The 20,579-nt window shown below is 49.7% G+C and carries 18 protein-coding genes; 17 read left to right on the top strand and 1 reads right to left on the bottom strand.

Annotation, left to right across the window (positions count from 1 at the left end):
• Nucleotides 1-10 precede the first annotated feature (10 nt).
• The 14 genes from H9Q78_RS06130 (at nucleotide 11) to H9Q78_RS06065 (ending at nucleotide 14,707) form a co-directional block, all read left to right on the top strand.
• Nucleotides 11-892, top strand: a complete 882-nt coding sequence (locus tag H9Q78_RS06130) for a branched-chain amino acid ABC transporter permease (RefSeq protein WP_147595993.1) — start codon at nucleotides 11-13, stop codon at nucleotides 890-892.
• A 27-nt stretch (nucleotides 893-919) separates the two neighbouring features.
• Nucleotides 920-1,909, top strand: a complete 990-nt coding sequence (locus tag H9Q78_RS06125) for a branched-chain amino acid ABC transporter permease (protein ID WP_249304308.1) — start codon at nucleotides 920-922, stop codon at nucleotides 1,907-1,909.
• Nucleotide 1,910: 1 nt separating this feature from the next.
• The gene (locus H9Q78_RS06120; RefSeq protein ID WP_249304307.1) at nucleotides 1,911-2,666 is read left to right on the top strand and encodes an ABC transporter ATP-binding protein; all 756 of its coding nucleotides are present in this window, start codon (nucleotides 1,911-1,913) and stop codon (nucleotides 2,664-2,666) included.
• Nucleotides 2,666-3,385, top strand: coding sequence for an ABC transporter ATP-binding protein (locus H9Q78_RS06115; RefSeq protein WP_249304305.1), 720 nt, complete (start codon nucleotides 2,666-2,668; stop codon nucleotides 3,383-3,385). Before H9Q78_RS06120 ends, H9Q78_RS06115 begins: the two co-directional genes overlap by 1 nt.
• Nucleotides 3,386-3,390: 5 nt before the next feature.
• Nucleotides 3,391-4,356, top strand: a complete 966-nt coding sequence (locus tag H9Q78_RS06110) for a phosphoglycerate dehydrogenase (protein ID WP_249304303.1) — start codon at nucleotides 3,391-3,393, stop codon at nucleotides 4,354-4,356.
• A 92-nt stretch (nucleotides 4,357-4,448) separates the two neighbouring features.
• A complete protein-coding gene (locus H9Q78_RS06105) occupies nucleotides 4,449-5,981 on the top strand; it encodes an FGGY-family carbohydrate kinase (RefSeq protein ID WP_249304301.1) in 1,533 nt (510 codons plus the stop codon).
• Entirely contained in the window at nucleotides 5,974-6,846 is an 873-nt protein-coding gene (locus tag H9Q78_RS06100) for an L-ribulose-5-phosphate 3-epimerase (protein ID WP_249304299.1), read from the top strand. Before H9Q78_RS06105 ends, H9Q78_RS06100 begins: the two co-directional genes overlap by 8 nt.
• Before the next feature lie 49 nt (nucleotides 6,847-6,895).
• Nucleotides 6,896-7,684, top strand: a complete 789-nt coding sequence (locus H9Q78_RS06095) for an SDR family NAD(P)-dependent oxidoreductase (RefSeq protein WP_249304297.1) — start codon at nucleotides 6,896-6,898, stop codon at nucleotides 7,682-7,684.
• 1 nt (nucleotide 7,685) lies between these two features.
• Nucleotides 7,686-8,111 carry a PPC domain-containing DNA-binding protein gene (locus tag H9Q78_RS06090; protein WP_249304295.1) on the top strand — a complete coding sequence of 142 codons (426 nt, stop codon included), beginning with the start codon at nucleotides 7,686-7,688 and terminating at the stop codon, nucleotides 8,109-8,111.
• A 129-nt stretch (nucleotides 8,112-8,240) separates the two neighbouring features.
• Nucleotides 8,241-9,566 carry a sodium-dependent transporter gene (locus tag H9Q78_RS06085; RefSeq protein ID WP_249304294.1) on the top strand — a complete coding sequence of 442 codons (1,326 nt, stop codon included), beginning with the start codon at nucleotides 8,241-8,243 and terminating at the stop codon, nucleotides 9,564-9,566.
• 124 nt (nucleotides 9,567-9,690) lie between these two features.
• Entirely contained in the window at nucleotides 9,691-10,875 is a 1,185-nt protein-coding gene (locus H9Q78_RS06080) for an alanine dehydrogenase (RefSeq protein ID WP_249304292.1), read from the top strand.
• 159 nt (nucleotides 10,876-11,034) lie between these two features.
• Nucleotides 11,035-12,444: a Na+/H+ antiporter NhaC family protein gene (locus H9Q78_RS06075; RefSeq protein WP_249304290.1), complete on the top strand. Its 1,410-nt coding sequence runs from the start codon at nucleotides 11,035-11,037 to the stop codon at nucleotides 12,442-12,444.
• Nucleotides 12,445-13,277: 833 nt separating this feature from the next.
• Nucleotides 13,278-14,141, top strand: coding sequence for an AraC family transcriptional regulator (locus tag H9Q78_RS06070; RefSeq protein ID WP_249304288.1), 864 nt, complete (start codon nucleotides 13,278-13,280; stop codon nucleotides 14,139-14,141).
• A gap of 59 nt (nucleotides 14,142-14,200) precedes the next feature.
• Complete coding sequence (locus H9Q78_RS06065) at nucleotides 14,201-14,707, top strand: GyrI-like domain-containing protein (protein ID WP_249304286.1); 507 nt, start codon at nucleotides 14,201-14,203, stop codon at nucleotides 14,705-14,707.
• A gap of 5 nt (nucleotides 14,708-14,712) precedes the next feature.
• On the opposite strand, the gene H9Q78_RS06060 is transcribed toward H9Q78_RS06065, so the two are convergent.
• Nucleotides 14,713-15,135 carry a pyridoxamine 5'-phosphate oxidase family protein gene (locus H9Q78_RS06060; RefSeq protein WP_249304284.1) on the bottom strand — a complete coding sequence of 141 codons (423 nt, stop codon included), beginning with the start codon at nucleotides 15,133-15,135 and terminating at the stop codon, nucleotides 14,713-14,715.
• 431 nt (nucleotides 15,136-15,566) lie between these two features.
• On the opposite strand from H9Q78_RS06060, the gene H9Q78_RS06055 reads away from it, so the two are divergent.
• The 3 genes from H9Q78_RS06055 (at nucleotide 15,567) to H9Q78_RS06045 (ending at nucleotide 20,527) form a co-directional block, all read left to right on the top strand.
• Nucleotides 15,567-16,913: a C40 family peptidase gene (locus H9Q78_RS06055; protein WP_249304281.1), complete on the top strand. Its 1,347-nt coding sequence runs from the start codon at nucleotides 15,567-15,569 to the stop codon at nucleotides 16,911-16,913.
• 223 nt (nucleotides 16,914-17,136) lie between these two features.
• Nucleotides 17,137-19,596: a glycogen/starch/alpha-glucan phosphorylase gene (locus tag H9Q78_RS06050; protein WP_249304279.1), complete on the top strand. Its 2,460-nt coding sequence runs from the start codon at nucleotides 17,137-17,139 to the stop codon at nucleotides 19,594-19,596.
• 136 nt (nucleotides 19,597-19,732) lie between these two features.
• The gene (locus tag H9Q78_RS06045) at nucleotides 19,733-20,527 is read left to right on the top strand and encodes a class II aldolase/adducin family protein (RefSeq protein WP_249304277.1); all 795 of its coding nucleotides are present in this window, start codon (nucleotides 19,733-19,735) and stop codon (nucleotides 20,525-20,527) included.
• Nucleotides 20,528-20,579 lie beyond the last annotated feature (52 nt).

The following is a 20,579-nucleotide window of genomic DNA, read 5'->3' as shown; positions in this document are numbered from 1 at the left end:
GTAACGGCGTATGAGCATGTTAACACAATTGATTATTTCGGGCCTGGTGCTCGGAAGTATCTATAGCTTGATTGCCATGGGCTACAGCTTAATTTACAAAGCTTCCGGTCTGATGACATTCGTACAGGGAGATATCCTGACAATCGGTGCGTTTGTCGGCCTGACCTTTTACCGGTTCTTAAAGCTGCCCTACATAGTATCTGTGCTTTTGACCATGGTGATCGCATTCGGTATCGGCTTCCTTCTGGAGAAGGGCGTTATCCGGAAGCTGCTTAATAAAAACGTAATGGCTATCTACATCATATTGGCGACTATAGCAATTTCTTATATTTTCCAGAATGGCGCACAGGCGATCTGGAGTTCCAAGATCGAGTATTTCCCGTCCATCTTCCCGGTGGATTCTGTGACGATTTTTGGAGCGGGCGTACAGCCGGAGGCACTCCTCTGTCTGGGGGCTGCGGCAGTATGTATGGTAATACTGCATATCTTTATGACTAAGACGAAAATCGGTACTTCCATGAGAGCGGCGGCCATGGACCCCATGGCGGCAGAGTCCTGTGGAATCAACGTTTCTTTAAATACAGGCATTACCTGGGGCCTGGCTGCAGGAATCGCAGCGATCGCAGGTATCTTCATCGGGCCGATGTACGGCGTATATGTAACACTTGGCGCTACGATCGGACGTAAAGGTTTTTCCAGTGCGGTTATGGGCGGTTACGGAAATATGTACGGTGCAATGGTCGGCGGCCTGATTCTGGGACTTTCCGAGACACTGGTGGCCGGATATATTTCATCGGCTTACAAGAACATGTTCGCATACATTCTGCTGATTGTATTCCTGTTCGTGAAGCCTACCGGTATCTTCAATGAAAGAGCAATTCAGGATGTATAAATTCAGCGGTATGGGCAGGAGGATAATATGAAAGAAAAAATAAGATCAAACAATTTGATTAAATGCCTGATCGCTGTTGTGGTTGCCTTATTGGTTCCGGCGATTCTGGGCTTTTCGGAATATCTGTGCTTGATTGCATGTTTTGCGACGATTTACATAGTAGCTGTTTCCGGTCTGGATGTCCTGTTTGGATACAGCGGCCAGATTTCCATGGGCCACGCGGCGTTTTATGCGATCGGCGCTTACGGCGCAGGCATCTTGTATAAGCATTTGGGTGTGCCTCAGATTCCGGCGATGCTGATCGCATCGGTGATTGCATGCGGCATCGGCGCGCTGCTGGCGCTGCCGGCTTCAAAACTGAAATTCCATTTCCTTTCCCTGGCAACAATAGCATTCGGCGAGATTGTATATCAGATTGCATCTCATTCCCCGAATAACATTACCGGGAACTTCAATGGATTTTTCACGGACAAGTTACATATTTTTGGACTTCAAATCAATACAAACGTTAAATTCTACTTCTTTGGCGTCCTGTGCGTGGTGGTCTTCCTGATCATCAAGAATTTCATCGTGAAATCCAGGACGGGCCGTGCCCTGATCGCCATCCGCGAGAATACGCAGGCGGCAGAAGGCATGGGCGTAAATGTACGGAAGTATAAGGTCATCGCTTTTGCGGTAAGCGCTTTCTTTGTTGCCTTCGCGGGCGGCATGTATGTGAACCTGGTAGGTTACCTGCATCCCGATATGTATCAGCAGAAGCAGTCCGTGCTTTTCGTTACGATGATGCTGTTCGGCGGCAGCGGTTCTCTTACAGGTCCTGTCATCGGCGCGGTAGCAGTGGAAGTGATTCTGGAAAGCCTCCGTATGTTTGAAGAATATCAGATGCTTATCTACGGTATCCTGCTGCTGCTCGTAATCCTGGCTATGCCGGGCGGCCTGGTAGGTGCGGCTAAGGATCTCAAGCGGAACATCCTCAGGAGAAAAGCACTGAAGCAAGCGGGCAAGGAGGTAAAATAATATGCTGAAAACTGAAGGAGTAACAATCCGGTTTGGCGGCCTGGTCGCTGTGAATAAAGTCAGCATACATGTGCGTAAAGGACAGATCACCGGTCTGATCGGCCCCAACGGCGCCGGTAAGACCACGTTTTTCAACTGCATCAGCGGCGTTTATACACCGGCGGAAGGCAGTGTGATCTTTGACGGCAAGCATGTTGAGGGGCTGAAGCCCCATAAGATCAATGAAGTCGGTATGGCGAGGACCTATCAGGTAATCAACCTGTTCCGCCAGATGACGGTACAGGAAAATATCATGGTAGGTATGCATACCAGGCTGAAATCCAATTTCTGGAGTGATATGCTTCACCTTCCCAGCGAAAGAAAAGAAGAGAAGTTTGTACGCGAAGAGACAGAAAAGTGGATGGAATTCGTAGGCCTTCAGGATATGGCGAACCAGCAGGCTGGAAGCTTGTCCTACGGCAAACAGAGGCTTCTGGAGATTGTCAGAGGGCTGGCCAGCGGGCCGAAGCTGATTCTTCTGGATGAGCCGGTCGCAGGTATGAACTCCAAGGAAAAGGAAGAATTCGACGCACTGCTCCGGAGAATCCTTGATCTGGATGTGACGATCCTGATGATCGAGCATGATATGAAGCTGGTGATGGGCGTATGTGATTATGTGTACTGTCTGGAGCACGGCACACTTTTGGCCGAAGGTGTTCCGGAAGTGGTACAGAACCATCCGGATGTAATTGCCGCATACTTAGGAGGTGACGAATAATGGCACCGTTATTGGAATTGCAGGATTTCCATTATTACTATGGGAACATCCATACAGTAAAAGGCATTAACATGCAGGTGAATGAAGGAGAGATGGTCACCATTATCGGGGCGAACGGCGCCGGAAAGACCACCACCCTTCAGACGATTTCCGGTCTGACAAACTCCAAGGGCGTGAGAGGAAAGATTATTTTCGATGGAAAAGAGATTCAGGGATTCCATGGCCATAAGGTCGCTTCCCTTGGCCTGTGCCAGGTATTGGAAGGGCGTCATGTGTTTTCCAAGCTGACCGTGGAGGAGAACCTTCTTACAGGAGCTTATCTGAGGAAAGATACAAAGAATATCAAAGAAGATTTAAAGGGAATTTACAAACGGTTCCCCAGATTGGAAGAACGGCGCACACAGCTGGGCGGCACTCTGTCCGGCGGCGAGCAGCAGATGCTGGCCATTGGCCGCGCCCTGATCAACAAGCCGAAGATGATTCTGCTTGACGAGCCTTCCCTTGGTCTGGCGCCGGTTATTGTAAAAGAAGTGTTCAAGGCGATTCGGGAGATCAACAGTGAAGGCGTGACCGTCCTCTTTGTTGAACAGAACTCCAAGATTGCGCTGAATACCGCTCACAGAGGTTATGTAATGCAGGTCGGCGAGGTTGCCATGGAAGGCTTCTGCAAGGATCTGCTGGTAGATGAAGAAGTTAAGAAAGCATATTTAGGAGGTTGAAAGACGTGGATAAGAAGAAGATACTTGTGGGTGTCAGCAATTATAAAAAGAACTGCCCCAAGGCGAGACAGATGCTCCTGGACAAAGGCTATGAACTGATCGAGCTTGACAGAGAAGATCCTTATACAAAAGAAGAACTGATGCAGATATCCGGCGATATCGACGGCGTTATCGCAGGTATGGAGCCTTGGTGTGAAGAAGTGTTCCAGACTGCTCCGAAGCTTAAAGTAGTTGCCAGATTCGGCGTTGGCTTTGATACAGTAGATCTTGACGCAGCGAAGAAACACGGCGTGATCGCCTGCAACGTGAGAAGCTTTATGCTTTCCAACAGTGTGGCGGAGTATGCGCTGACACTGATGCTTACAGCCATGAAGAATATCATCCCCATGGACAAGGTAATGCATGAGAATAAATGGGACCGCTTCACCGGAAACCAGCTTTACGGAAAAACCGTGGGCATCATGGGCTTCGGTGCGATCGGACAGTGCTTCGCAAGGACAATCCAGGGCTTCAATGTGAAAATTCTGGCTTATGACCCCTTCCCCAATGAGAAGGCGGCGAAAGAGCTGAATGTGACCTTTGCCAGCAAGGAAGAGGTACTTAAGCAGTGTGACTGCATCACGCTCCACATTCCCAACACTCCTGAAAATTACCATTTCATCGATAAAGCGGAGCTGGACATCATGAAAGACGGCGTAGTCATCGTAAATACGGCGAGAGGTCCCGCATGGAATCTGGATGCCGTTTACGAGGCTGTGAAGTCCGGCAAGGTCGGCGCCGCCGGCGTTGACGTATACGAGCAGGAACCGCCTGAAAAGGATATGCCGATTCTTCAGTGCCCGAATGTGGTATTCCAGCCTCATTCTTCCTCTGAAACATGGGAGTCCAAAGAAGCAGTCAGCATGGACTGCGCGCAGTGTGTAATTGACGCTTTGGAAGGCCGTATTCCGAAAACCGCATTGAACGTTTAATAATGAGACAGGGCGCTGTAAGGTATAATTTACATCGCCCTGTTTTTTTCGTTTTGCAATAAATCTGCAAAAAAGGACAGGAGGGCAATGGTTTGAAATATTTGATGGGGATTGATAATGGAGGGACGTTCGTCAAGGCCGGGCTGTCCGATGAAAACGGGCGGCTGGCAGCCGTGGCGAGAGAGTCTATCCATAACCTGACCCCCAAGCCCGGCTATACAGAGCGGGATATGGGGGAGCTTTGGAAACAGAATGCCAAAGTGATCAGGGAAGCAGTGAAAAAGAGCGGTATAGACGCGAAGGATATAGCCGGCGTATCGTTTTCCGGGCATGGGAAAGGCCTGTATCTGGTAGGGCAGGATGGAAAGCCCTCCTATAAGGGGATTTTATCCACGGATACCAGGGCGTGGAAGTACGTAAAGCAGTGGAAGAGCGACGGGACGGCAGATAAAGTGTATAAAAAGACGTACCAGGACATTCTGGCGTGCCAGCCGGTCAGCCTGCTTGCATGGCTGCGGGATCATGAGCCGGAGGTGCTTGAGAATACCAAATACATATTTTCTGTAAAAGATTATATCCGGTACTGCCTGACGGGAATAGCGAACGGGGAATATACTGATTTTTCCGGGGCCAATCTGATAAACCTGGACACGGCTGCCTATGACCGGGAGCTGATGGGATATTTTGGCCTGGACATGGTATATGATAAGCTTCCTCCTCTCAAATTTTCCGCCGATGTGTGCGGGACTGTCACGGAACAAGCGGCAGAAGAGACCGGTTTGGTTCCCGGAACACCGGTGATGGCCGGAATGTTCGATGTGGATGCCTGCGGCATTGCGTCCGGTATATATGACGAGGCGCCTATGTGTATGATCGCCGGGACTTGGAGCATAAACGAGTATATCACGAAGAAGCCGGTGGTGAACGGAACCGTGGCTTTGAATTCCATGTTCTGTATACCGGGATATTATCTGATAGAGGAGAGCAGCCCTACGTCCGCGGGAAATATGCAGTGGTTCATTGACCAGCTGATGGCGGAGAAAAAGGAGGAGCTTGCCAAAGAAGGAAAAAGTATTTATGATCTGACCAATGAGATGGCGGCTTCCATAGAACCGGAGGACAGCAATGTGGTTTTCCTTCCTTTCTTGAACGGTTCCAATGAGGACCCGCTTGCAAAGGGCTGCTTTATTGGCCTTACGGATTTTCATGACAGGCGGCACATGCTGAGGGCAGTCTATGAGGGGATCGTGTTCTCTCATCTGACCCATGTGAAACGGCTTCTGCGCAACAGAGAAGAACCGGAGGCCATCCGATTGGCCGGAGGGGCCGCGAATTCGGACGTCTGGGTTCAGATTTTCGCAGACGCCCTGCAGATACCTGTAGAAACGGTGGAATGTCAGGAGCAGGGGATCATGGGCGCGGCCATGGCGGCGGGAATCGGCGCCGGGGTGTATGGCGGATATGCCGATGCGGCGGCTAAGCTGGTGCATGTGTCCAAAAAGGTGATGCCGCGGGCAGAATATAAAGAGATCTATGAAAAGAAATATAAGACCTACCGTCAGATGATAGATGCCCTGTCAGGCGTATGGGAGAACCTGCGGGAGGGAGGAGAAGGCGATGTTTGACCTGAATAAGACGCCGCTTGGCATATATGAAAAAGCTCTTCCCAATGCTTTTTCCTGGCGGGAAAAGATGACTGCCGCAAGAATGGCCGGCTATGATTTCATGGAGCTGTCGGTGGATGAGTCAGACGAGCGGCTGGCCCGCCTTGACTGGGGGACGGAAGAGATCCGGGAGCTCAGAAGTCTGATGGACGAAACAGGCATCCTGTTTCCCAGCATGTGCCTCAGCGCCCATCGCAGATTTCCGTTCGGGAGCAAGAACCCGGAAACGAGAAAGCGGGCCTTTGAGGTGATGGAAAAGGGACTTTTATTGGCACAGAGACTGGGTATCGGATGTATCCAGCTGGCCACCTATGATGTATATTATGAGAAATCCGACGAGGAAACAAAGGCATATTTCCTGGATGGGATGAAACGTTCTGTGGAGATGGCGGCCAAAGCGGGAGTGATCCTGGCCATGGAGATCATGGATACGCCGTTTGTCGGGACGATCCTGCGGGCTACCCATTATTTACGGGAGATACCTTCGCCGTATTTTAAGATATATCCGGACCTCGGGAACCTGAGCCAGTTCAGCAGCGATCCGGAAAGCGAGCTGGAGCTGGGGATCGCGGAGACTGTGGCGATCCATGTAAAGGAAACGGAGCCGGGAGTTTTCAAGAATGTTCCGTTTGGAAGCGGAACGGTTCAATTTGAAAAGCTGTTTAAAAAACTGCACGGGCTTGGATACGCCGGACGGTTTATGGTAGAAATGTGGGCGGACAACAATTACCGCCAGACCGTGGAAGAAGCGGCGGAACAAATAGGTGAAGCGCGGAAATTCGTCATCTCAAAAATGAGACAGGGCGGATATCTCATAGCGGAGTGACGCGGCCGGGATTCCGGCTGCACGAGCAAGCGAAAAAAGGAGGAACAAGATGGATCTAAACCTGAAGAACAAGAGCGTAGTCATCACAGGCGGGGCAACAGGCATTGGGAAAGCGGCGGCCATTGAATTTGCGAGAGAAGGCGCGCTGGTGTCGGTCTGCGGACGTACCCTGAAGAAGCTGGAAGCGATGCAGGCAGACTGCGCTGAAATGGGATTTAACGTTGACATTTACCAGGTAGACGTGGCGGATGCAGAGAGCGTGGCGGCGATGGCAGATGCCGTGGCGGAGAAACAGGGCGGAATCGACATCTGGGTGAATAACGCGGGAATCGCTATCAACAGACCCGTGATGGAATTTACCAAGGAGGAATATGACAGCATTATGAGAATCGACCTGGACGGAGTTTTTGAAGGCTCCAGAATCGCCGGCCGGCACATGATCAGCCAGGGAAGAGGCGGCGTGATCATCAACGCGTCCTCCTTTGCCTCGAAGATTCCCCATTCTGAGGGAGCCGTATATGCGGCGGCGAAGTCCGGAGTATCCAGTTTTACAAAGACCTTCGCGGCAAATTTTGCACCCTATGGTATCCGCGTGGTAGGGTATATCCCGGGAATGATCGAGACAGAGATCAGCCGGGAATCCATTAAAGAAAACAGAGGGCTGTATACTCAGAATGTGGCGCTTCAGAGATTGGGCGTGCCGGAGGATCTGGCAAAGCCTATCGTGTTCCTGGCTTCTGACGCGTGCAGCTACATAACCGGGGTGGATGTGGAGATAGCCGGAGGAAAATACATCGTTCAGAACCCGAAATTCAGCTGGGAGCACAAAGGAGAGTAAGATGGACTACAGGAGATTCGGTAATACCATTATTGCAAGAGTGGATAAAGGGGAAGATATCCTGGAGCAGATCAAGGTGATCGCCCTGAGGGAAAAAATCCTCCTGGCTGATGTGAACGCACTGGGAGCCGTAGGGGATTTTACCGTGGGTGTGTTCAAGACCGGAGAGAAGAAATATTATTCCAATCATTTCAGCGGAGATTTTGAGATTGTATCCCTGCTCGGGACCATCAATACAATGGATGGGGAGTTTTATGCCCATCTGCACATGAGCGCCGGAGACGCTGATGGAAAAGTCTTTGGAGGGCACTTGAACCAGGCGGTTGTCAGCGCTACCTGCGAGGTCGTGATTCATGTGGTCGACGGAAAAGTGGACAGGACCTTCAGCGAAGAAATCGGCCTGAATCTGTACGATTTTGAGAAATAATCAAATTTCTTTGATAATACAGTAGGATATGTTATAATGAAACGGCCGCAGGACACCCGTTCGGGCATCCTGCGGCCGTTTCATGCTGTCAGATACATACCTATCAATTATATTAGGGGGAGTAAAGCTATGAATCAAAAAAAACATGTGAATGGAGGATTTTCCAGCTCTGTCGGCTTTGTGCTGGCTTGCGTCGGATCAGCCGTGGGTTTGGGAAATATTTGGATGTTTCCATACCGCCTGGGACAATACGGTGGTGGAGCTTTCCTGATTCCCTATCTCCTGTTCGTCGTGCTTTTTGGCCTGGTGGGGCTGTCAGCGGAATTTGCCATAGGCAGGAGAGCCGGGACCGGAACTTTGGGGGCTTATGAACACTGCTGGCAGAGGATAAAAAAGGGCAGGCTGGGAAAGGTACTCGGATGGATACCGCTTATGGGCTCTTTGGGCATTGCCATCGGCTACTCTATCATCATCGGCTGGGTCCTCCGTTCCATAGCGGGTTCTCTGAGCGGAGCAATCCTTAATACAGATTCGGCGGCTTATTTTGCTCAGGCGACAGGCCATCTGGGAAGTGTTCCCTGGCATGTGCTGGTCATTGTGATAACCGTAGTGATTCTGCTGGCGAACGCGGCGTCTGGAATTGAAAAGGCCAATAAGATCCTGATGCCGGTATTTTTCCTGCTGTTTGCCGTGCTGGCGGTCCGCGTGGCCTTTTTGGACGGTTCCGCGGCGGGATATGAATTTTTATTTGTGCCGAAATGGGAATATCTGGCGAAGGCGGACACCTGGGTTATGGCCATGGGACAGGCCTTTTTCTCCCTGTCTATCACAGGCTCCGGCATGATCGTCTATGGATCTTATCTGAGTAAAAAAGAGAATATCCCCAAGGCGTCTGTGCGTACTGCCGTGTTTGATACTCTGGCGGCGCTGCTGGCAGCCTTGGCCATCATGCCGGCCGTATTTGCTTTTGGGATAGAGCCGGGACGGGGCCCGTCCCTGATGTTCATCACCCTGCCGAATATTTTTCGTCAGATGCCCATGGGACGTCTGTTCGCGGTGATATTCTTCCTGTCGGTATCCTTCGCGGGCATCACATCGCTGATGAATATGTTTGAGGCTGTCGTGGAAAGCTGGCAGACCCGCTTTTCTCTAAAAAGGAGGAACGCGGTCCTCCTCTGCGGAGCGATCACTCTGGCGGTGGGACTGTTCCTGGAGAACGAGGCATATGTGGGTTCCTGGATGGATTTTGTCACGATCGTGATCGTGCCCTTCGGAGCCGTATTGGGAGCGGTATCCATCTATTACATTCTGGGTTACAAAAGGATTAAGGAAGAGATGGACATGGGAAGAAAGAAGCCTTTGCCGGCCGCTTTCGGTTTCCTGGCGAAATATATTTATGTGCCGCTGGCAGTCATTGTCCTGATCCTGGGCTTCCTGTACAAGGGGATCGGCTGAGGCAAAGAGGCTTTATTGACATTCCAGGGCCTGTGTTGTAGAATTATACATACGTATTTTGGGAAGGCCATTCCGCCGGTGAACAGGCGGCCGGGACGGCCGGTCTAATGTGGAGGATAAAAAAATGGTATTTGGTGTATTGAAAGACATTAAGAACGGCGAATACCGCGTGATCGCGACACCGTCAGAGATCGCGACGATCGTCGCAGACGGCCATACTGCGCTGGTGCAGAAGGGCGCGGGCGAGAAAGCCGGCTTTGAGGACGCGGCATACGCGGAGGCCGGAGCGGAAATCGTGGATACGGCGGAGGAGATGTACGCGAGAAGCGAGCTGCTGGCAAAAGTAAAGGAATTTGAACCCTGCGAGTATGAGCTGCTTCGGGAAAACCAGATCGTGTTTACCTGTATTCATCCGGCGGCTCATCCGGAGGAAGTACAGGCTCTTTTGGACAAAAAGGTGATTGCATTCACCGCGGAGGATTCCCACCGGTATGGTTCACCCAACTGTGAAGCCGCCGGTAAACAGGGGGCTCTGATGGGGCTGGAGTCCATGCTTTCTATCAACGGAGGAAAAGGGAAGTTTGTCAGCGGGCTGGGCGGAGCGCCTGGCATGAAAGTCCTGATCCTCGGCGGAGGGACCGTAGGCCAAGCCGCTCTTTCGGTGCTGCATGCCCTTGGGGCCTGGGTGACGATCATGGACATCAATATCGGTACCCTGAGAAGCATCAGCCGCCAGTACCATGAGCAGGTGAACACCATGATCTCCACAAAGCAGAACATCGCGAAGCTCCTGCCGGAGACCGACATGGTGTTAAACTGTGTGAAATGGCCTAAAGGCTGCAAGGATTATCTGATCGACCGAAGCATGCTGAAGCTGATGGAAAAGGGCTCTGTCATTGTGGATATCAGCAATGATGACCAGGGAGCCATTGAATCATTCCATGAGACAACCCATGAAAATCCCAGATATATAGAAGAAGGAGTCGTGCATTACTGTGTGAGCAATATTCCCGGAGCGATTGCCAATTCCACTTCGGTCGCATACGCAGCTTCTGTGCTGCCCCATTTCAGAGGCATCCTGAATCAGGGAGTAGCGGAGGCCTGTGCAAAGGACGGATTTTTGAGACGGAGCCTCACGGCTTATAAAGGATATCTGACCCATGAAGAGACCAGCGCCCTTCAGAACCGCCCCTGGGTCCGCCCGGAGGATATCCTCGGGATTTCGGATAAGAAATTGGATGCAGCGCCGCCTGCAACGGTGACTCGTTCCGAAAATTTTATCCCGCTTGAGGACATCAGACTGCAGTAACAGCAGAGTTTGTTTATGTTTCGTATTCAGGAGGAAATCCCTTTCCGGCGGCACTCGTTTTAGCCGGATGGGGGTTCCCTCTTTCTTTCTGTATTGCTTATATAAATATAAAAAAGACGGGAGAACCGGACCGCCGGTTTTCCGAGAAAGAGGAGAGAGATGGAAGAAATCATCAACATGGGATTCATATCCATAATCCCGGCCATTCTTGCGATCGTACTGTCCTTTGTGACGCGGAATACCATCGTGTCCCTTGCCATTGCGTGTATCACCGGTACGCTGCTGGCCGGACAGGGGCTTTTGGGCTTTCCCACGCTTCTTAAAGAAAGTCTCGGCACCACAAGCTTTTCCTGGGTGATGCTATTGAATACCTTCATCGGTATCCTGGTAGCCTATTTTCAAAAGACCGGCGCCATACAAGGTTTTTCTCAGTGGGTGCACGACAAGCATCTGAGCCGGCGCGGCGCCCAATTGATGGCGTGGGTTCTCGGTATGTTCGTATACTTCAGCGATTCCTTCAGCCCGCTGTTTGTCGGCTGCACCATGAGGAGCATCACAGACAAAGCACGGGTATCCAGGGAAAAGCTGGCGTACATAGCGGATTCTACATCCGCGCCGGTCAGCGTGCTGGTGCCCATCACCGGATGGGCTGCTTATTTAAGCGGCCTGGCGGTAGGCGTAGGCTGTATTGCTACGGATGCGGACGGTGCGGCGCTGTTCCTGAAAGCGATTCCTTTCAATTTCTACGCGCTGATCGCCGTTGTATTTGTGGGACTGATCGGTTCGGGAATCATCAAGGACTTCGGCCCCATGAAGAAAGCAGAGAAGCGCGCCATGGAAGAGGGGAAGGTCATCGCGGACGGCGCGACGCCGCTGATCGGCAAGGAGCTGACTGAAATGGAGCCGTATCCCGGATTTAAACCCAGGGTGTTTTTAAACTTCCTGCTGCCGGTCCTGATGATCATTACCATGGCCTTGGGGACCTACATTGCGTTCAAATCGGCGAAGACAATGGAAGCGTTTTTGTTTGTGGTCATCTTTATGACTGTCAGTATGATGATACAGGGGATTCCGTTTAAGGAGGTCATGGATACTTTTATGAACGGCATTAAAGGCGCGCTTCCTGCCATCGTTCTCCTTGCGCTGGCCTATTCGGTGAATTCCCTGAGCAAGCAGATGGGAACGGCAAATTATATCATTTCCCTGTGCGAAGGTTTTATGACGCCTCATCTTCTGCCGGCGATCATCTTTATCGTGGCATCTGTGATGGCATTTGCCACCGGCTCCTCCTGGGGGACGTTTGCCATCTGCATGCCGATCGCGCTTCCTCTGGCTTTCAGCATCACAGGAGGAGAGCTGAACACCATTGTGGCAGCGGTATTCGCGGCAGTGGCAGGCGGCGGAGTGTTTGGGGACCATTGTTCTCCCCTTTCTGATACGACGATCCTTTCGTCCATGGGCTCTGCGTCCGACCACCTGGATCATGTGAAGACACAGCTGCCTTATTCCCTGATCTGCGGAACCCTGGCTGTGATCGCGTATCTGATCGTAGGATTCGCAGCCGGATAAGAATAGTATACCTTTGAATATCGTTGAAACAAATTTATCTTAATCAATTAGATGGAACAAGAAGAAATCCGATTCCATCCAGGCGGCTCGCTGGCAGCCGTAACCAGGATTTTTACGGCCTCCGGTCGGTCCTTTCCAACTGACATGGATAAATCGATATTTTTCCATGTCAGATTCCAATAAAAACCTGCATGAAATTCGGTTTTTACCTCCCTGCGGCCGGGAAGATCCTGCTAACGCCTTTGCGGCGCTCACCTTACGATGGAATCGGATCCTTCCTCTTGTTCTTTCTTCCGCACCGAAATAAGCGCTCATTTGTTTCCAAGGCCATTGGGGCGGCCCACCACAGCCCGCAGCCTTTAGGCGCGCGGGCTGTGTGGATGTCCAATTCTTTTCTGGAATCTAAGTAATAAAGTTTATCCAATGTGATGCGGCATGCAGGACGCCGGCGGGAAGATTACGGACCGGCCTAAAGGTGAGCGCTGCAGGGCAGAGACCGGTGTTCCCCAGACGGAGGGGGGCAGAAACGAAAAATACCGATTTCGTTTCTGAGCGAACCGGAGACGGAAAATCATCAGGATTTTCGGTCGACATGTGAGCGGTACTTCTGGAGCGGGGATAAAGCGGTCCCTGCATCGCCAGCGAACCGAAATCGTGACGGTCCGGAACTTCTGCCGGCGTTTAACTGGAGTTTGATCGGAGCTTACAAAGAATGATTCCAAAAAGTATTTTGTATCATGATTATCTTTCCTATCCTGTCAGTACGTAATATGAGAGGAAAGTATGATGTTTAAATGGTAGAATAAGCACATACTAGATGAGAGGAGCTGGCCATGGAATGGAATGAAAAACTACAGATGATCGTCGATTATGTGGAACACTATCTGCAGAGGAAAGAAGAATCCGTTGATAAGGAAGAGATCGCGCGGATCGCCGGCTGTTCTTTTGATTTTTTCCAGAAGGTTTTTTCGTATATGAATGGCATCAGCTTTGCCGAATATGTTCGATTCCGGAAGCTGACTTTAGCCGGATATGATCTGAAAAGCACAAATATGAAAATAATCGATCTGAGCTATAAATATGGATATGATTCTCCTACCTCGTTCACAAAAGCTTTTCAGCAGTTTCACGGAATTACTCCAAAGGAAGCCAGGGCCATATCCGCGGAGCTGCGAGTGCATCCTAAGCTGCGGATTTCAGTGAAACAGAAATATTCCTGGAGGATTGAACAAAAACCGGAACTTCGGCTGGTAGGGAAGAGGATTCGGCTTTCTGGAGATGATGAAGAAAATGGAAGAAGAATTCTGAAGTTCTGGAGTGAATGCCAAAGAGAAGGGACCTTTTCAGATTTGATCGCTATAGACACAGGTACCCCAAAAGGGATATTTGGATTGTTCGGCGGAGCCGGGAGAGAGAAGGGGGCGGCGGTGTATTCCATAATGGTGAATACGGTTCACGCTGTTCCGGAAGGATTTGCAGAAACCGTGCTTCCCCAAAATACGTGGGCTGTATTTGACTGCAGAGGCGCCGTCCCGCAGGCGGTCCGGAACGGCTGGAAGTACCTGGAGGAAGAGTGGATTTCTCAATATCCGTTTAAACATGCCGACTGCCCCGAGCTGGAATGGTACAGCGACGGGGTCTCTTACTGTGAGGACTATATCAGCCAGATATGGATACCGATCGTAGAGGAGGACTGACAAAGGTTACTGAAAATACCAAAAAGAATCGAACTGCAACAGGCAAAAGGAGGAGCCAGATGGAAACGCCATTCAGAATTGAAGAAAGAGACAGTTTTCGTGTGATCGGATACGCGGTAAGGACTACCAACAGAAAGAAAGAAGGAAGAAAAACGATTCCGCTTCAGTGGGCGGAATTCCATAATGGAAATCAAAAGGACACGCTGCTGCCCTTGATGGACCGGGAGCCGTACGGGCTTTTCGGTATCAGCATATATAATACGGATGAGGAAGACTCCCGGACATTCATACATTTTATAGCAGTTTCAAGCGGCAAAGAGATAACGGGAGACTTGGAGGAATATATGGTGCCGGCCATGACCTGGGCTGTATTTCCCTGTACAATAGAAACCATCGGTAAAACAGAAGCCCAGGCAATCACGAAATGGCTTCCCAGATCCGGCTATCGGCCGCTTAACTCAGGATATCTGACGGGCAGGATGAAATCCGGCGCGCCAGATATCGAGTATTATGGAGAAGACGGACTGGCTGAAGTATGGATTGGGGTTAAGAAAAAGCAGGCCTGAAAATGTTATTCCTCAATGGAGAAAGTTTCTGATTTGAAATGACTGTAATAGCGTCCTTTGGAAGCGGTGAACCGGAGAACACAGTAATCCGGATCTGTAACGCCCTTTGGATAATACATCGTGTCTCCTTCTCTCCATATCATTTCCTTACTCCTGCTGTCCTCCAGGACTTCCATGTTTCCGATCAGCATGACTCCTCTGAAAAATCGTTTGTCACAGAAATAAATACACGCTTTTGGATTTTTTCGAAATTGTGCCGCACGCATGGATGAAGTATTGGTAGTAAAATAAAAGGTCTTTATGTTTTCCCGTTTCCTGGGCGGGAGCATGGCTTTTGTATTTGGAAATCCATCATCATCTATGGAGCTTATATATGCTACACTCTGTTTGTCGATCAGATTCCCGATCGTTTTTTCTGCATCTCTCATATCGATCCCCTCTTATTCCGCATTTTATCACGTCCAAAGCGGTTTGGCCATTCTTTTAGTCAGAATCAAAGAATCCTTTAAATTTATGTAACGAATGTAACAGGAAAGTCTTTTTTTAATTTGTGATACCGAAAAATGTCATAATAGAAAATTTCAAGGGGAAATATATCATATGCTGAGAAATTATTACAAAATTATTGACATAGTATATAATAATTGGTATAATCTATGTCATGTGGGGTATATTATAAACTTCACAAAAATATAACGAAGATGTTACAAAAATGCTGGAAATGCCGGCGGACAGGAAAGATTTGGCAATATCTTTTCCGGAATATGGTTGACATGGACAAGCATAAAAGCTATAATGATTACAGTTGTAACAAATTTGTAACAAATGGGACAGTTGAAAAACACTGGAGGTTAAGTATATGAGAAAAAACAGGATTGTGGTCACAATCGGTTGTATGTGCGCATCCGTGTTGATAGCGGGGACGTCTTCCATCAATGCTGCGAATAAAGTAGAAATTGATTCTGCAGTGGCAGGCATTTCCGTAGCAATGAATAATTTTTATGCGGGAACGGCAAATCCGGAGGTAGAGCTTAAGGATTATCTGAAAAATCCTGTTGAAGCGGCATCCGCTCCGACAGTTCCGCAGACAGCGGCAGCTGAGACTGAGGCTCCTGAGACGGAAGCTCAGCCGAAGGAAGTTTCTCCTTATGCAAATATTGCAGTATCTCAGGTGGGCACCGATGAGGGATATGTAAATATCAGGTCCGATGCCAATACCGATGCGGAGATTGTAGGAAAGATTTATAACAACTGCGCCGCTACCATTGAAGAGACGGTAGAACGGGAGGACGGTACCTGGTATAAGATTCAGTCCGGCAGTGTGGAAGGATACATAAAAGCAGATTACTTTGTGACTGGAGATGAAGCTGAGCAGGTGGCCATGAAGATTGGCAAGAGCTTCTGTGAAGTATCCGAAGGCGGCCTGAGGCTCCGTTCGGAGGCGAATACCGACAGTGAGGTGATCGATACCCTGTGGCAGGGCGATACATATACCGTTGTTGATCAGGAAGGGGATTTCGTAAAGCTTTCCCTTGGGCAGGATGACGATGGAAATTATATCACCGGTTATGTGGCGAAACAGTATGTAAATACATATGTGAAGTTTGATAAAGCGATTTCCCTGGAAGAAGAAAAAGCAAAGCTGGAAGAAGAAGCCAGACTGGCGGAAGAAGCCAGAAAAGCAGAGGAAGCGCTTGAAAAAGCAGAGACCGAGGCACAGACAGAAAGGGAAACCGAAAAGAAGGATACCCAGAAAGCAACGGAAACAGAGAAGAAGACCGAGGAAGAGACGACTAAGAAGGAGACAAAAGCTCCCGAGAAAGAAGCTCCCACGGAGGCGGTTTCCAATGCTACCAGAAGTGCAGTCGTTGCATATGCGAAGCAGTTTGTCGGCAACCCTTATGTATATGGAGGAAACAGTCTGACAGGCGGTACGGATTGCTCTGGTTTTACCAGAGGAGTGTACGCTCACTTTGGTATCAGCCTTCCCAGAACGTCCCGTTCTCAGGCAGGCGCAGGAAGACAGATTTCCGTTGGCGATTTGCAGCCCGGCGATTTGATCTTCTACGCAAACGGCGGAAGCATTTATCATGTGGCTATGTATATCGGCGGAGGCCAGATTATCCACGCAATCGATGAGCAGCACGGTATCGGAATCTCCGGCCTGAACACCGGCAGAGTGTATTGTGCAGTGTCAGTTCTGTAAATGATAACCTGAGCGGTACAGCAAGAAGCTGTACCGCTTTTTTATTTTAAGAAAAGTCTTTGGTATGATGTACAAGATGTATCCTTGTTTCTTTTTTTGTTCCGTGGTAGAATGAATCAACATGCCGTGTCTCAAATATCGCCGTCTGTAATTTATTTGAGACATAAAACACTACTGTTTTATGTTTTTTGGAAAATCATAACCAAAACAGAAGGAGGTAATCATGTCTGGTTATCAGTTCAACAAAAAACAGTTCAAACAAGAAGTGACCGGCAATGTGAAAAAGCTTTATCGCAGGACCATCGAGGAGGCCTCGCCCAAACAGGTCTTTCAGGCTGTGGCCTATGCGGTAAAGGACGTGATCATCGATGAATGGATCGCGACACACAGAGAGTACGAAAAGCAGGACGCGAAGACTCTGTATTATCTGTCCATGGAATTTCTGATGGGCCGCGCTCTCGGCAACAATATCATCAATATCCGCGCTGAAAAAGAAATCCGTGAGGTCCTGGACGAATTGGGGTTTGATCTCAATGTGATCGAGGACCAGGAGTCGGATTATGCCCTCGGAAACGGAGGCCTGGGACGCCTTGCCGCCTGTTTCTTAGATTCTCTGGCTACCATGGGATATCCGGCCTATGGCTGCGGAATCCGCTATAAGTACGGATTGTTCAAGCAGAAAATAGAAAACGGCTATCAGGTCGAGGTTCCCGATAATTGGCTGAAGGACGGGAATCCTTTTGAAGTACGCAGAGAGGAATATGCTGCCCTTATTAAATTCGGCGGAAACGTACGGGTTGAATGCGACGGAAATGGCAGGAATCATTTTATCCAGGAAAATTATCAGTCTGTCCGCGCCGTGCCGTATGATCTGCCTGTGGTGGGCTACGGCAACAATGTCGTAAATACGCTGATGGTGTGGGATGCGGAGCCGGTCAATACGTTTAATCTGGATGCCTTCGATAAGGGAGAATACCACAATGCCGTAGAACAAGAGAATCTGGCCAAGACCATTGTGGAGGTGCTTTATCCCAATGACAACCACTACGCCGGCAAGGAGCTTCGCTTAAAACAGCAGTATTTCTTTATATCCGCCAGCATTCAGAGGGCAGTCGGCAAATATAAGGCAAAACATTCTGATCTGCATAAGCTGCCGGAAAAGGTGGTGTTCCAGCTCAACGATACCCATCCGACCGTGGCGATTCCGGAGCTCATGCGTATTCTGATCGATGAGGAGGAATTCTCCTGGGATGATGCCTGGGCTGTGGTGACGAAATGCTGTGCTTATACGAATCACACCGTCATGGCAGAGGCGCTGGAAAAATGGCCCATTGAGCTGTTTTCCCGTCTGCTTCCCAGAATCTATCAGATCGTGGAGGAGATCAACAGACGTTTTGTGGAAGAGGTCCGCCGCACCTATCCTGGCGCTGAGGATAAGGTGAGGAGCATGTCCATCATTTATGACGGGCAGGTGAGAATGGCAAACCTGGCGGTCGTGGGAAGCTTTTCTGTCAACGGCGTCGCGGCGCTCCACACGGAAATCCTCAAGAAACGGGTATTGAAGGATTTTTACGGCATGACGCCCTGGAAATTCAATAATAAGACAAACGGAATCACCCAGAGGCGTTTTCTGCTCCACGGAAATGAACTTCTTGCGGACTGGGTGACCGGCAAAATCGGTGATGAGTGGATCACTGATCTGTCTCATATCAAAAAACTGGCCCTTTATGCCGGCGATGAGAAATGCCAGCAGGAGTTCAGAAATATCAAGTATCAGAATAAACTGCGCCTTGTCCGGTATATTAAGGAAAACAATGGGATTGACGTGGATCCCCGCTCTCTTTTTGATGTGCAGGTAAAACGTCTCCATGAGTACAAAAGACAGCTGTTGAATATTCTGCATATTATGTATCTTTACAATATGCTGAAGGATGACCCGGATCTGGATATGGTGCCCAGAACCTATATTTTTGGTGCGAAGGCGGCGGCCGGCTACAGGATCGCAAAGCTGACGATCAAACTGATCAATTCTGTTGCCGATGTCATCAACAATGATCCATCCATCAAAGGGAAGATCAAGGTGGTGTTCATAGAAGACTATCGGGTATCCAATGCAGAATGGATCTATGCGGCAGCCGATCTCAGCGAGCAAATTTCCACGGCCAGCCGCGAGGGCTCCGGCACGAGCAACATGAAGCTGATGTTGAACGGCGCGCTGACCATAGGCACCATGGACGGAGCCAATGTGGAGATCGTGGAAGAGGCCGGAAGGGAAAACGCCTTTATTTTCGGCATGTCTGCCGATGAGGTTATCGCTTATGAGACAAATGGGGGTTACAATCCTATGGACATTTTCAATAACGACCAGGATATCCGGCGCGTGCTGATGCAGCTGATCAACGGCTCCTATGCACCGGAGAACCCCGAGCTTTTCCGGGATATCTACAATTCCCTGCTCAACACCCAAAGCACCGATAAAGCCGATACCTACTTTAATCTGAAGGACTTCCGCGCCTATGATGAGGCGCAGTGGCAGGTAGATAAGGCATACCGGGACGAAGCATGGTGGGCGAAAGCCGCCATCTTGAATGTCGCAAATTCCGGAAAATTCAGTTCTGACAGGACAGTCCGCCAGTATATTGATGATATCTGGCATTTGGATAAGGTGGAAGTAAGCCTGTAGCCCTGCTTTTGTTAGATTCACACCCCTTTTCTGTTGGGGCCGCCGCCTTGTGGAAGTATAGGCGCCATATTACAATTATGGTGATTACAGATGGCGGTTTTGGGACGGCATTTTATACAGAAAAGGAGTGTGAACTATGAATTATATTTCCGAACAGGAAGCAAAAGAGATGATCTGCAGCATTGGTCAGAAAATGTATCAGAGAGGTTTTGTATCGGCCAATGACGGCAATATTACGATCAGAGTGGGTGACAATACAGTCATTGCGACGCCGACGGGCGTGAGCAAAGGCGACTTGAAGCCGGATATGCTTTTAAAGGTGGACTTTGACGGCAACATCCTGGAGGGTACCTGGAAGGCGACCTCGGAGCTGCCGATGCACCTTAGAATCTATAAAGAGAACAATGAGGTGATGTCCACGGCGCACGCCCATCCGACCTTCCTGAACCTGTTCGCAAACCTGGGAATGGAACTGGACATGTCCCTTACGCCGGCTACGGCTGCTATTTCCGGCAGGATTCCCGTTGCTCCTTATCAGAATCCCGGCTCTGAGGATCTGGCGGCTTCTGTCGCACCCTATTGCAAGGATTTCAACGTGGTCATGCTTGCAAACCATGGTCCTATTTCCTGGGGGAAGAATCCCATTGAGGCCTGGTACATACTTGAGGATGCCGAGGCCTATGCAAAGATGGCCCTGCTTCATAAATTTGTCGTAAAGGCAGACTACCGTCCTATTTCCATGGAACAGATCAAGCTTTTGGCGGATACCCACGATCTTGTGATAAATCCCAGAAGACTGGTGAACGCTCCTGAAAAGACCGGCAACCAGGAACCGGCGGTTTCATTGGACGCTTTTGATCCTGACTGCGCATGGATGGAGAAACTGGTAGAAAAGACTGCGGACGCAGTCGTGGCAAGACTAAAATCATAGAATAATGGAATGGAGATAAAGCCGCTGGCGATTTTAAGCCGGCGGTTTTTTT

This window comes from Qiania dongpingensis (assembly GCF_014337195.1).
In the GTDB taxonomy this organism is placed as follows: Bacteria; Bacillota; Clostridia; order Lachnospirales; family Lachnospiraceae; genus Lientehia; species Lientehia dongpingensis.
Note: the sequence above shows the minus strand (reverse complement) of the source record. Positions and strands in the feature narration are given on the sequence as shown.

Coding starts and splice junctions, on each gene's coding strand:
- H9Q78_RS06100 (WP_249304299.1), top strand. CDS start 5,974: ATGTTTGACCTGAATAAGACGCCGCTTGGCATATATGAAAAAGCTCTT.
- H9Q78_RS06055 (WP_249304281.1), top strand. CDS start 15,567: ATGAGAAAAAACAGGATTGTGGTCACAATCGGTTGTATGTGCGCATCC.
- H9Q78_RS06070 (WP_249304288.1), top strand. CDS start 13,278: ATGGAATGGAATGAAAAACTACAGATGATCGTCGATTATGTGGAACAC.
- H9Q78_RS06125 (WP_249304308.1), top strand. CDS start 920: ATGAAAGAAAAAATAAGATCAAACAATTTGATTAAATGCCTGATCGCT.
- H9Q78_RS06115 (WP_249304305.1), top strand. CDS start 2,666: ATGGCACCGTTATTGGAATTGCAGGATTTCCATTATTACTATGGGAAC.
- H9Q78_RS06060 (WP_249304284.1), bottom strand. CDS start 15,135: ATGAGAGATGCAGAAAAAACGATCGGGAATCTGATCGACAAACAGAGT.
- H9Q78_RS06120 (WP_249304307.1), top strand. CDS start 1,911: ATGCTGAAAACTGAAGGAGTAACAATCCGGTTTGGCGGCCTGGTCGCT.
- H9Q78_RS06130 (WP_147595993.1), top strand. CDS start 11: ATGAGCATGTTAACACAATTGATTATTTCGGGCCTGGTGCTCGGAAGT.
- H9Q78_RS06065 (WP_249304286.1), top strand. CDS start 14,201: ATGGAAACGCCATTCAGAATTGAAGAAAGAGACAGTTTTCGTGTGATC.
- H9Q78_RS06085 (WP_249304294.1), top strand. CDS start 8,241: ATGAATCAAAAAAAACATGTGAATGGAGGATTTTCCAGCTCTGTCGGC.
- H9Q78_RS06050 (WP_249304279.1), top strand. CDS start 17,137: ATGTCTGGTTATCAGTTCAACAAAAAACAGTTCAAACAAGAAGTGACC.
- H9Q78_RS06080 (WP_249304292.1), top strand. CDS start 9,691: ATGGTATTTGGTGTATTGAAAGACATTAAGAACGGCGAATACCGCGTG.
- H9Q78_RS06090 (WP_249304295.1), top strand. CDS start 7,686: ATGGACTACAGGAGATTCGGTAATACCATTATTGCAAGAGTGGATAAA.
- H9Q78_RS06095 (WP_249304297.1), top strand. CDS start 6,896: ATGGATCTAAACCTGAAGAACAAGAGCGTAGTCATCACAGGCGGGGCA.
- H9Q78_RS06045 (WP_249304277.1), top strand. CDS start 19,733: ATGAATTATATTTCCGAACAGGAAGCAAAAGAGATGATCTGCAGCATT.
- H9Q78_RS06075 (WP_249304290.1), top strand. CDS start 11,035: ATGGAAGAAATCATCAACATGGGATTCATATCCATAATCCCGGCCATT.